The following is a 12574-nucleotide window of genomic DNA, read 5'->3' as shown; positions in this document are numbered from 1 at the left end:
GCGGCAAATCCTTTAATTAATTCCAAACCTAATGTAGTATTTAATAATAATGCTGATAATACCACTTGAATGATCACCATTAGAATAATCGGTTTTATCTTAATGTTTTTCCGATCATTGCTTGCCAAATAGGCCAATCCAAAAACAACAAGCAGTCCAATAATTGCAATGATGTACTTCATTGTCAGTCCTCCAGAAGTTTTAGTTGAATCCGCTTCCACCACGGACAAAAAATTATTTTGTTAAATCCTTAGAAGAGAAAAACCCAGGCAACAATTCATCAATAGTAGTTTCCACCATTTCACGATTTACATTAGCTAAAATAATTTTCGTGTCTTGATCACAGAATTCGGCCATTACCTGGCGGCAGGCACCACAAGGAGAAACAGGCCTCTTTGTATCAGCAACCACAACGATTGTGTCAATTTCTTTTTTTCCTTCAGAAACCGCTTTAAAAATAGCTGTTCTTTCAGCGCAATTGGCCAATCCATAAGAGGCGTTTTCAATATTGCATCCTTGAAAAACATGATGATCTTTTGTCAAAACCGCTGCGCCTACTTGAAAATTGGAATAGGGCGTATAGGCTTTTTTCCTGGCCTCAATTGCTTGATCAAGTAAGGTTTGTATGTCCATTGTTTCGTCATCCTTCCATAGTGTTTGAGTATCCAGGCTGGACATGAGGCCAGCCTTTGTTTCTCTAGTAAGTTGACGTTGATGTCTCTCCATTTACGATCTTTACACCTGAACTAGCCCCAATTCGAGTGGCTCCAGCTTTGATCATGGCTTCTGCATCTTCAAGGTTTCTGACGCCTCCAGAGGCTTTTACGCCAATTTCCGGCCCGACTGTTTTTCTCATTAGGGCGACATCTTCAACCGTCGCGCCGCCAGTTGAAAAACCAGTAGAAGTTTTAACAAAGTCAGCACCAGCTTTTACAGCTAATTCGCAGGCCTTTACTTTTTCCTCGTCTGTTAAAAGGCTTGTTTCAATAATCACTTTCGTCAATGCTTTCCCCTTCGCTGCATCAACCACGGCTTTGATATCCTTTTCAACTAAATCATATTGTTTATCTTTTAATGCACCAATATTAATTACCATATCTACTTCTGATGCGCCATTTGCAATTGCATTTTTGGTTTCAAATGCTTTCACTTCCGGCGTTGTTGCCCCCAGCGGAAAGCCAATAACCGTACAAACCTTTACATCCGGTGTATCACGAAGGAATTCCGCTGCTGTTTTTACCCACGTTGGATTGATACAAACGGAGGCAAATTTAAATTGTTTTGCTTCTTCAAGGAGTTTCATAACTTCTGCCTTTGAGGCATCTGCTTTTAATAAGGTATGGTCAATCAATTGCGCTATATTTTTTGTCATACATCTCTTCCTTTGCCAATTAGGTATATTTGAGTGTAGGTTTGGCTACTTTTTGAATATATATATTGAGATCATGTACCCGAATATAAAGGTTAGATGTCAGACATCCAACCAACAGCTTCATTTTACTCCTTTACACTAAAGCTGTAAACCTTTTCTTTATTGAAATTAATGGTAATAGGGGGTTTTTTACTTCAACAGGTATTTAGGCTCGTTCATAACTAGCGTACGATTTAAAAAATACAAGCTTTGCACGTTATAAAGCCGTCTTAACTACCGAATAAAAACCAAGTTTAATTTACACCTGACTAGGGTAATAAATAACTAAAGAATTTGTTTTAGCGAAACTAAGGAACAATAATTTTGAGAAAGAGGGGATATATAATGTTATGGTGGATTATTGGAATCTTAATTATATTATGGTTGCTTGGTTTCTCGTTTCATATTGCCGGAGGATTAATTCATCTTCTTCTAATCATTGCGTTGATTGTCTTGATTGTGCGATTAGTTCAAGGCACTGCCCACAAGTAAATGAAAGACATTGTAAGAACAAAAACGACAGTTGGCCAATTGTTCCTAAACGATCTTCTTACCAATGTTCACTTATTTGACAGCTATTAAACTTTACAGAAAGAAGCAAGGGGAACATCCCTTGCTTCTTTCTGTAAGCATTTTTGAAAAAAGATAACAATTATAAAGGGTGTCGGCGACGAAATCGTACAAATATTAATTCTAAACTATAGGATTTTACCGGAAGGCTAAATATAAATCTATAATTAAATCATCGAAAATAGAGACTTTCACTTTGTCTTCTTCAGTATACATATCAGGCCTTCCGAATCTTTGATTTTCTTGAAGTGTAAAGACACTGACAATTTTTTCTACAGGTTCCACTATCCAATATTCTTTAATTCCTGCTTGTTCATATTTGTTAAACTTCTCCACTTTATCTTTTCTAGCAGTTGAAGGAGAAGTAATCTCGATGACCATATCCGGGCTTCCCTTACATCCGCGCTCATCAAGCTTTGATAAATCACAAACAATGGTTAGGTCCGGTTCAAATACATTTTTCTGTTCCCCTTCATTCAACATGTTTTTTTCTAAATCCAGCACAACATGAAATGGAGCCGGGTATACTTTACAACATTCCTTATCCACCAAAAAGTTTGCAATTTGCCGATGTAATTCCGAAAGTATTTCTTGGTGAATACGAGAGGGAGCAGCTTGCAAGTATGGAACACCATCAATAATCTCTACTCGTTCATCCTCAGGCCAAGATAAGTAATCAGCATACGTATAAACCTTTTTTTCTTTAGGTAATGGCATTTTATCGCTCCTCGTGATAAGAGTACATGTATAATTATACCAAAACCTATGACCACAAACACTACAGTTCCTTTTATAAAACAGCGAATTCCTCCATATTCCACAAAAACGTTAATTGTTGAAGCCTTGCCCAATGAAAAAGCAAGAGAAAAGGACTTCGTGGATTAACGTCCAAAACCTCATTTACTTACGGTATGGATCTAAATAAGGCCCTTAGTCCTTTAATTAATCTGAATTCACTTTCAATAAATATACTGTTCGCTGCCACTTCCAATGGCAGCGTTTTTGGTTGGTTTAGGAACATATTATGTCGGTACAACTAGAGGATATTATGCGACAATGTAGAAATAATAATAATTCCCTAGTGTGAGGAGGGCAAAAAAATCCTCCGAAGAGATGGCGTCTCTACGAGGCAGTATTGAACTAAGAAACTATGAAAGAGGAGTGATCGAAATGGCCTATATCGTTGATTTTAAAAATATGTCTACGGTTGGTTTAGAGTCATCACCCGTAGCAGAAGCGCTTGCTGGTTTACGAGCGAATGAAGCCCGTTACTTTATGAACAAATATAAACATGAATTTACAGTTGTACCAGCTAGCGAGAGTCAAGATACCCTTGATTATGTGGAGCGATTTTTGAAAGAAGAACGTGATATTGAGTTTGCGGCCAAACCTTTAGAAACATCAAGTTTTCAAGTGGAAAATATCAAAATAGCCTACGTCTTTTATGAGGATGGCCTTGTGGTCAACGTCATGTATACGGTTGATGATCCTAAAAAGCGGGCCGTTGGGTTTAAGCTTTCTGAAGGGATGGAAGTACCAAAAGAATTAGAAGGAAAGTTTAAATTTGCCAGGCAGAAGTCAAAACTAGCTGGAACCATTCGGGGATCGTTTTTTGTTATTAAAGGGGAATATTGAAGGAAGCCCACAGCACCTCTCCATCTAGATTGGAGAGTGCTGCTGTTTTTTATAAAAAACATTATTACTCTTAATACGGTTTGTCGTATTGTATCTAAATGAGTTGTTACTTATTAAGTTAAAACCGGAATTAAGTATTTGCCATAAAGCGATATCCAATCCCTGGTTCTGTAATAATAAAGTTCGGCCTGGCGGAATCTGTTTCAATTTTTTTTCGCAAATGTCCGATATAAACCCGCAAATAATGGCTATTGGAATCATATTGATGACCGCCCCAAACCTGCTGAAGCAATTGCTTATGAGTCATAACTCGGCCAGCATTCGTAGCAAGAATTTTCAAGAGTTCATATTCTGTTGGGGTCAGTTTTATTTTTTCGCCGTCTAATTCAACAGTACGCCCGGCCAAATCGATGACAAGTCTTCCAAATTTCAAGATTGGTTCATCTTGTGATTTAGCATTATGTCTTAATGCAACCCGAATCCGAGCAAGGAGTTCGCCCATTCCGAAGGGTTTCGTTACATAATCATCCGCTCCACTATCTAGTGCAGAAATCTTATCTTCTTCCCGGTCCTTTGCCGTCAGAACAATAATCGGTATTTGAGTCCATTCATGAATACGTTGCAGAACTTCCATTCCCGGAATATCAGGTAATCCTAAATCTAATACAATAAGATCCGGACGAACCATTGCAGCTTGAAGAATACCATCTTCCCCCGATGATGCCTCTACAATTTCAAACCCTCGTGCCTGTAACGTAACACGTAATAACTTTTGAATCTGGGGCTCATCATCGATAACCAGTATTTTTGCTCCCGAACTCGTCATGAGGTTTAACACCTTCTTCTTGTAGATTTTCATTCTGCAATAATGGCGGATCAATCAAAGGAATAGAAACCGTGATGATCGTTCCATTTGGACTGTTTTCTGTTGCTCGAATCGTACCCCCATGTGCTTCAATAATCTCTTTACAGATGGCCAGACCAAGCCCTGTGCCAGGAATATTTTTTGCAGATTCCCCACGGTAAAATTTACTAAATACACGTTCTAATTCATGTGGGGGAATTCCTACTCCTTTGTCTGCAATAATTATTTCAATCATATTTTTGTTTTCCTTAGCGGAAAGCACAATTTCGCTTTCATCGGGTGAATACTTAATCGCATTGCTTAAAACATTCACTAACACTTGCTCAAGAAGTACGTCATCTACTTCGATTGGGGGAATAGACTCTTCGATTTCCAATCGGATAACACGATTTTGAAGTGAGTCTTTGACCTGAGTTAAAGCAACCCCTACAATGTCTTCAAGGTCACACCAAGCTTTTCGCAAGCGTAACATTCCACTCTCAATCCGAACCATTCCCAATAAATTCGAAATCAGGCGATCCATTCGCATGGCTCCTTCACGAATAGTTGATAGAAGTTCTTGGCGATCCTTTGAATTAAACACCACATCTCCATCTATCAAAGCCGTCACTGAACCAATAATGGTAGCAAGAGGAGTACGCAATTCGTGAGAGATTGAATCAAGAAGAGCGGTTCGTAACCTTTCGGACTCAGCAGTTAAATGGGCAACCTTCGCTTCTTCTTGAAGTTTTATACGAGCAATTGTCATTGCAGATAGACTTGTGAGAGCTTTTATTAACTGCATTCGGTCAGGAGTTACGACCAAATCTTCATTTTTTAAATGAATCGCCAACACACCATGTATTTGATCTCCCGTTTTCAGCGGGAAATATAATTCAGGTGAGTTATGTAATGTTTGTGTTCCATTGCCTGCAATCTCTCCGTTTCGATATACCCACTTTACTAAGACCATACTTGGTTCTCGCTGACCCCAGTTCAAATCTCCACTCGAAAATTCTGTTATTCGCAACTCACCTGTTTCCGATGGCAAATAAATCGCTACTTGAGCACCGACGGTTTCAGAAATTTGCCGAACCATACTTTTGAGTGCTTCTTTCAAATCAGTAACTGCCGTCATTTGACGACTTAATGCATACAATGTTGAAGTAATCGCTTCCCGCTGTCTAACCTCATGCAATTGGTGCCTTAATCTGGATGCAAGACTTGCCGTAAGGGTTGCAACGACCAAAAACACAGCGAAAGAAATCACATAACGTAAATCGGATACCGTAAAACTATACACTGGCGGGACGAAAAAAAAATCAAAAGCAAGAACCCCAATCCCGGCAGCATAGAATGAAGGTCCAATCCCGAAGCGAACTGACCCAAAGAGTACAGGAAACAAGTAAAACAGCGCAATGTTTACTAAATCAAATGATAAACCAAATATCTTTAAAAGGATAGTAAGCAAAGCTACAGATGCAGTAATAATAAAATATGGGCTCCATTTCAAATTCTCTATTGAAAAAATAATATACTTTTTGTCGCGACGGCTCTCAACCTGGCCTTGTATCATATGTATGCTAATTTCATGACTATTTCTAATGACTTGATTCACAACAGAGCCGTGCATCCACTCCCAAATACGAGAATACCTTGGCTTACCAATTACAATTTGTTTTACATTTTGGTTGCGAGCCAGTTCTAAAATCTCGTCAGCCACATTGTTTCCAGTGATCGTCATTACAGTAGCACCAAGTTCTTCTGCAAATTGAAGATTACTTAAAAGTGCCAAACGTTCTTCTTCACTCTTTGGAAGCCTGCGAGGTGTTTCAACATAAACAGCTATCCACTCTACTTTAAGGCTTGCCGCCATTTGCCATGTCGTTCGAATAAGTTGTTTCGAAAAAGGACTGGCACTGACACAGACCATCACCTTTTCAGAAGCTGGCCATGAATCAGGGATTTTATTCGAATGCATGTATTCATTTAACTGTACATTCCTTAGTTTCTGATCCATCGTTGACCACCTCCTTTATCACTTAAATTGAACTCATTTCCTTTCGGTCATCACTTTAAAAAGGTAACCACATCTTTTATTTTATCAAATAATATTAGCAGTATATTATTTATGCTGGTCCGCTACCACCAATACATCCATATGGCGTACTTCCCTTAACAACCGTTGTGAAACGGAACCTTTTATTATTTCCTCCCAGCGGGTACGGGCTGATTGCCCAATAACCACTTGCGTTGCGTTTTTTTCATTCATTTCACTTACCAATTTTCTAAAGATATTCCGTCTATCTGTTACCTCATACATTTCAAACATACCACCAAGACGTTCTGTCAATTGTTGAATTTTCTTTAAGGTGTCCTGCTCTTCTTCTGTTAATGGGTGGTCTTTTACATAAGCGACATACCAAATTGCTTTTAAACGGTAAGCAATGCGAAAGCCCCTCCTGACAAGCCTTTCGCTGTCAGGACGCAAATTAATACAAACAAAAATAACTTCCTGATGTCTCCATGGACCCCTTAATGTCCCTTTTCTCTCCCATGCTTCTAGACGTTCATCTACATCATCGGCAACCTCTCGAAGGGCTAACTCTCGAAGGGCAATAAGATTACCTATTTTAAAGAAATTATTTAGGGCCTTGTCAATTTTTTCTGCTGAATAAATACGTCCTTCCTTCATTCTCTCCTGCAAAGCCTTTGGTGAGATATCAATCAATTCAATCTCATCTGCTTTTTGAAGGATATGATCTGGAACAGTCTCACGCACTCTCACTCCTGTAATTTGCTCAACACTATCATTTAAACTTTCTAAATGTTGAATATTCATTGTAGAAATGACAGAAATTCCGGATGCTAAAATGCTTTCCACATCCTCATACCGTTTACGATACTTGCTACCGTGGACATTTGTATGGGCTAACTCATCGACTAAAACGACCTCAGGTTTTAGTCTAATAATTGCTTCTGTATCCATCTCCTCTAACGTCGTACCTTTATAGGGTATCTTTTTACGGGGGATCATTTCCAAGGAACCAATTTGTTCGATTGTCTCCTTCCGACCATGTGTTTCTAATAGACCAATGACGATATCAATTCCTTTTTTCTTTAATTCGTTCGCTTCCCGTAACATCGTGTAGGTTTTTCCAACTCCGGGCGCCGCCCCAATATACACTTTCAACGTACCCCGATTTATTTTTTCAATTTCATCTTCCAGTTCTTTAAGGGTGAGACGGCGATAGGGGTTGTGTTCTTCTCTCTTCCTTTGTTTTGCGGGTATGACTCGTTCTCCATCCCTTTCCGCCCGATCCGCCATCATAAATATATCTATATTTCTCGTTTTTCTTAATATTTTCGTAACAATTGATCCATACATGATCTCTTCCCAACGGGTTCGCTTTGATTGTCCCATAACAATGCGTGTTATATTCTTTTCTATTGAATACTGAACAATTTGATCAGCTAAATCGCCTTTTGACTGTAATTCCTCGAATTCTCCACCTACTTTTTCAACAAGCTTTATGATCGAACGCTTAAAGGTCATCTCATTCTTTGATAGTTTTTTATTAGGATTCTGGATGCAAATGACATGTAAATCTGCACCTAATCTTTTAGCAATTTGTTGACCGCGCCTTACTAGTATGGAACCATTCCAATGATATTGAACAGCAACTAATATTTTTTCAGATGCCCCGGATGGACCACTCATCCCATGTCTTTCCCTATATTGATCAAGATCTTCATCTACCTCCTCAGCTAAATAACGAAGAGCAAGTTCCCTAAGTACAGCAAGGTTATTCCGACGAAAAAGTTTATTTCGCACTTGTTTCTCCTCGTGCTGAAAATGGATATCGCCCTCTCGAAGTCTATTGAGGATTACTTCTGGCGATACATCCAATAGTTTTACTTCATCGGCGAATGATAGAATATGTTCTGGAACACTGCAACTCACCTTGACCCTTCCACCCGTTAATTTGTCTGCAATGGGCTTCACATCTTCTAACTCATAAATATTAACCGTCGTGATCACACTTATTTTCATATTTAAAAGATACTGAATATCGTCAAAGCGGGTGGGTCTGGGTGAATCCGGACGATTTCGGTGGGCTAAGGAATCAACTAATACTACTTCCGGGTTTCGAGCGATGATTTTCTCAACGTCAAGATCTTCCTTTATTTCTCCTTTGTCCCCCCATTTTATGGATGGAATCAATTCTAATTCACCAATTTGCTCCATTGTTTTCGGACGATTTGAGGCACTGACAATTCCAATAACTACATCAACTCCCCTTTTTTTTAGACTGTTGCCTTCCTGCAGCATGTGATAGGTTTTCCCTGTACCACTAACCGCACCTAGAATAATTTTGAGATGTCCTTTGCGAATTTTTAGTATGGACTCAAGGATTTCCTCTGGTGTCTTTCGGCGGAACTCCTCTTCGCTCATCTATAAACCTCCTTCCATTCAACCATGTAGAAAAGGGGAGAAAGACTCCCCTCTGTTTATTTTAATTTTTGCAATGCCAAGTTTAGCTCAAGAACATTCACACGAGGTTCGCCGAAAACTCCCAGTGAGCGCCCTTCTGTATGTTGATGAATTAAAGTTATTAATTGATTTTGAGAAATGCCCGTTGCTTTTGCAATTCTTGGTACCTGTGCTTTCGCTGCTTCCGGTGTTACATCCGGATCAAAACCGGAACCTGATGTCGTGACTAAATCTGCCGGGATGGCCTTCCCTATATTGGGATCTTCTTTTTTTACTTGATTAACGTTGTTTTTAACAGTTTTGATATAATCAGTTGATGCCACATCGGCATTTGTTGCCGATGAAGCAGTTGGATCATATTTTGCCGCTGAAGCCCGTGGATGAAACCACTGCGGGCCTTTAAACCCTTGTGCTAAAAGCTTTGATCCTACCACCTTTCCGTTTTGAGTAACAAGACTTCCTTCGGCCTGTTTGTGAAAAAGAACCTGCGCAACCGCTGTTGTTGCCAAAGGATATAGGAATCCGCACAGTATTATTAACAACAGAGAGGCTCTTAAGGCAACTAGAAATGACCTCATCCATAATCTCCTCCACATTTCCTAAATTTACGCCAGATGTAACGCAGCTACAATCAAGTCAATGATTTTAATTCCAATAAATGGCGCAACAATTCCTCCCAAACCATAAATAAAGAGGTTACGGGAAAGAAGCCTATTGGCACTCATCGCACGATATTTTGCTCCCTTCATTGCTATCGGGATAAGAAGTGGAATAATGACGGCATTAAATATCAACGCCGACAATATTGCAGACTTAGGTGATGTTAATCCCATAATATTTAGAGCCTGCAATTGCGGGATCATCGTTATAAACAACGCCGGAATGATTGCAAAATATTTGGCAATATCATTGGCAATTGAGAAGGTGGTTAACGCTCCTCTTGTTATTAATAACTGCTTCCCAATTGCGATGACGGATAATAATTTGGTCGGATCTGAATCCAAATCAATCATGTTGGCGGCTTCTTTAGCCGCCATCGTACCAGAGTTCATCGCCAATCCCACATCTGCCTGGGCTAACGCAGGAGCATCGTTAGTTCCGTCCCCCGTCATCGCAACCAATTTCCCTTCTGACTGCTCCTGTTTAATGGCAGCAATCTTATCTTCTGGTTTGGCTTCGGCAATAAAGTCATCAACCCCGGCTTCGGCAGCGATCGTTGCAGCCGTTAACGGGTTATCACCCGTACACATGATTGTCTTAATCCCCATGCTGCGCAGTTCCGCAAAACGTTCCTTCAGCCCTGGTTTCACGGTATCTTTCAGATAGATAACCCCGTATATCGTCTTATCAATGGCAACAGCCAATGGGGTTCCCCCTGCCATAGAAACTTCATCGGCTTTCTTATCAAGATCTGCTGGAACTCTCCCACCTTGGGCAGCAATATAGTTCTTGATGGCATCTACCGCACCTTTTCTAATTTCCGTACCATCTTTTAAGGTTAATCCGGACATCCGGGTTTCTGCTGTAAATTCAATAACCTCTGCTCCTTCGTATTCCTGTTCTCCCCAATTGACACCTAGCTTACGGGCTAACTCGACAACAGACCGTCCTTCAGGAGTTTCATCTTTTACGGATGCTTTTAAAGAGGCCAAAGTAACTTCCTGTTCAGAAACATTCGCTACTGGTATAAACTCACTTGCCATCCTATTACCAAAAGTAATCGTTCCTGTCTTATCGAGGATCATTGTATTGATATCCCCGGCAGCTTCTACTGCTTTACCAGACATCGCCAATACATTAAATTGAGTGACCCGATTCATTCCTGCTATCCCAATAGCCGAAAGCAATCCGCCAATGGTCGTTGGGATTAGACAAACGAGAAGAGCAATAAGGGTTGCTACATCTAAACGAACCTTTAAATAATCCGCGATCGGCACAAGTGTCATGATCACAAATAAGAAAATAAGGGTTAATACGGCCAAAAGAGTGGTTAAAGCAATTTCATTCGGCGTTTTTTGCCTTGAAGCACCTTCAACTAAAGCAATCATCTTATCCAGGAAGGATTCACCTGGGTCTGTCATAATTTTTACAATAATGTAATCCGAAACAACCCTTGTTCCTCCGGTAACAGATGAAAAGTCTCCGCCAGCCTCTTTAATGACCGGGGCAGATTCACCTGTAATGGCTGACTCATCAATGGATGCCAAACCTTCAATGATTTCTCCGTCCGAAGGAATAAGTTCACCTGTATCAACACGGACAATATCGCCTTTTCGTAATGAAGTAGAGGGAAGCTCTTTGTATGAACCATCTTTTTGCCTTACCTTTGCCATTGTCTCTGATTTTGTTTTTCGGAGGGTATCCGCCTGTGCCTTGCCTCTTCCTTCCGCCAAGGCTTCAGCAAAGTTTGCGAACAGCACCGTAAATAATAAGATGAAAAAGACGGTTACATTATATCCACGACCAACTGTACTCACCCCAAAAATATCAGGTTTAATTGAAAGAATCAGGGTGATGAATGTCCCGACTTCGACGACAAACATAACGGGATTTTTAAACATTACAACTGGATTCAATTTTTTAAAGGAATCAAGAATGGCTTGAAAGGCCAGATTTTTTGACAGCGTTTTTGTTTGTGTTTCCATAATCAACTATCCCCTTTAATGAAACATTCCTAAATGTTCGGCAATTGGACCTAAAGCAAGAGCAGGGAAGAACGTCAAGGCACCGATGACCAATATAATCACGACTAGGATCCCAGTGAATAGTGGTGTATCGGTACGGAATGTTCCTGTAGTGGCTTCGACCATTTTCTTCGTAGCAAAGGAACCTGCTATGGCTAACATAGCAATGATGGAAATATACCGTCCCACCAACATGACTAAACCAATCATGATGTTATAGAAATCAGTATTGGCGTTAAGCCCTGCAAACGCTGAACCGTTGTTTGCAGCTCCTGACGTAAAAGCATATAAGACTTCAGATACGCCATGATATCCCGAGTTTGCTATCGATGAAATGGCTCCAGGTATCAGCAAGGCAATGGCAGTTGGGACAAGAATGATAACCGGGTGTGTTAGTAAGGCAATGGAGGCCAGTTTTATTTCTTTCGCCTCAATTTTCTTTCCCAAAAATTCCAGCGTACGCCCAACCATCAGGCCGCAAATAAAGACTGTTAAGATAACATATAGTAATCCGTTTAACAAGCCAACTCCTTTTCCACCAAATATGTTATTTAACATCATTTCTCCAAGAGGAACAAGACCGCCAATTGGCGTTAATGACTCATGCATATTGTTAACCGATCCTGTTGTCGCAGCTGTTGTGACCGCTGTAAACAATGCAGACCCTGGGATTCCAAAGCGGACTTCTTTTCCTTCCATATTTCCATGAATACCAAGAGCATTTAATGCAGGTGTACCTTGATATTCAGCCATAAAGACTACCGATAGAAAGATCAAAAACATGATTCCCATTGCCGCGAAAATGGACCAGCCTTGGCGTTTGTTTTTAATCATGACTCCAAATGCATATACCAATGCTGTAGGAAGTAGCATCATGCATAGAATTTCCATAAGGTTGGAAAGTGGAGTTGGATTTTCAAATGGATGGTAAGCGT

General features: G+C 40.1%; 12 protein-coding genes. 2 read left to right on the top strand and 10 right to left on the bottom strand.

The features are described from left to right. The 3 genes from BFU02S_RS11230 to deoC form a co-directional block, all read right to left on the bottom strand. Nucleotides 1-182, bottom strand: a 182-nt coding sequence (locus tag BFU02S_RS11230) for a Na+ dependent nucleoside transporter N-terminal domain-containing protein (RefSeq protein ID WP_305801521.1), incomplete at its 3' end; no start/stop codon positions are given. A 52-nt stretch (nt 183-234) separates the two neighbouring features. Then, nucleotides 235-678, bottom strand: a complete 444-nt coding sequence (locus tag BFU02S_RS11225; RefSeq protein WP_084361087.1) for a cytidine deaminase — start codon at nt 676-678, stop codon at nt 235-237. 19 nt (nt 679-697) lie between these two features. After that, complete coding sequence (deoC, locus tag BFU02S_RS11220) at nt 698-1372, bottom strand: deoxyribose-phosphate aldolase (RefSeq protein WP_066370531.1); 675 nt, start codon at nt 1370-1372, stop codon at nt 698-700. Between the two features lie 384 nt (nt 1373-1756). Between deoC and BFU02S_RS16765 the strand changes: the two genes are divergently transcribed. Further along, on the top strand, nt 1757-1903 hold the full coding sequence (locus BFU02S_RS16765; protein WP_157075908.1) for a lmo0937 family membrane protein: 147 nt from the start codon (nt 1757-1759) through the stop codon (nt 1901-1903). Nucleotides 1904-2119: 216 nt separating this feature from the next. On the opposite strand, the gene BFU02S_RS11215 is transcribed toward BFU02S_RS16765, so the two are convergent. Further along, a complete protein-coding gene (locus BFU02S_RS11215; protein ID WP_066370528.1) occupies nt 2120-2698 on the bottom strand; it encodes a Uma2 family endonuclease in 579 nt (192 codons plus the stop codon). Between the two features lie 453 nt (nt 2699-3151). Here BFU02S_RS11215 and BFU02S_RS11210 point away from each other — a divergent pair, with 453 nt between their 5' ends. Next, nucleotides 3152-3616, top strand: coding sequence for a DUF8821 family protein (locus tag BFU02S_RS11210; RefSeq protein WP_066370526.1), 465 nt, complete (start codon nt 3152-3154; stop codon nt 3614-3616). Nucleotides 3617-3746: 130 nt separating this feature from the next. Here BFU02S_RS11210 and BFU02S_RS11205 read toward each other — a convergent pair whose 3' ends face one another. From BFU02S_RS11205 to kdpA, 6 genes are all read right to left on the bottom strand, one after another. After that, nucleotides 3747-4442, bottom strand: a complete 696-nt coding sequence (locus BFU02S_RS11205; protein WP_066370523.1) for a response regulator — start codon at nt 4440-4442, stop codon at nt 3747-3749. Beyond that, entirely contained in the window at nt 4405-6480 is a 2076-nt protein-coding gene (locus BFU02S_RS11200; RefSeq protein ID WP_084361085.1) for an ATP-binding protein, read from the bottom strand. Before BFU02S_RS11200 ends, BFU02S_RS11205 begins: the two co-directional genes overlap by 38 nt. Before the next feature lie 105 nt (nt 6481-6585). Beyond that, nucleotides 6586-8916 (bottom strand): universal stress protein, encoded by a 2331-nt coding sequence (locus BFU02S_RS11195; RefSeq protein WP_066370519.1) that lies wholly within the window; start codon nt 8914-8916, stop codon nt 6586-6588. Between the two features lie 56 nt (nt 8917-8972). Further along, nucleotides 8973-9533, bottom strand: coding sequence for a potassium-transporting ATPase subunit KdpC (gene kdpC / locus BFU02S_RS11190; protein ID WP_066370517.1), 561 nt, complete (start codon nt 9531-9533; stop codon nt 8973-8975). Between the two features lie 27 nt (nt 9534-9560). Then, the gene (kdpB, locus tag BFU02S_RS11185) at nt 9561-11600 is read right to left on the bottom strand and encodes a potassium-transporting ATPase subunit KdpB (protein ID WP_066370511.1); all 2040 of its coding nucleotides are present in this window, start codon (nt 11598-11600) and stop codon (nt 9561-9563) included. 15 nt (nt 11601-11615) lie between these two features. Beyond that, the coding region (kdpA, locus tag BFU02S_RS11180) for a potassium-transporting ATPase subunit KdpA (protein ID WP_157075907.1) at nt 11616-12574 on the bottom strand (959 nt) is incomplete at its 5' end.

This window comes from Neobacillus fumarioli NBRC 102428 (assembly GCF_001591485.1).
GTDB lineage: Bacteria > Bacillota > Bacilli > Bacillales > Cytobacillaceae > Neobacillus > Neobacillus fumarioli.
Note: the sequence above shows the minus strand (reverse complement) of the source record. Positions and strands in the feature narration are given on the sequence as shown.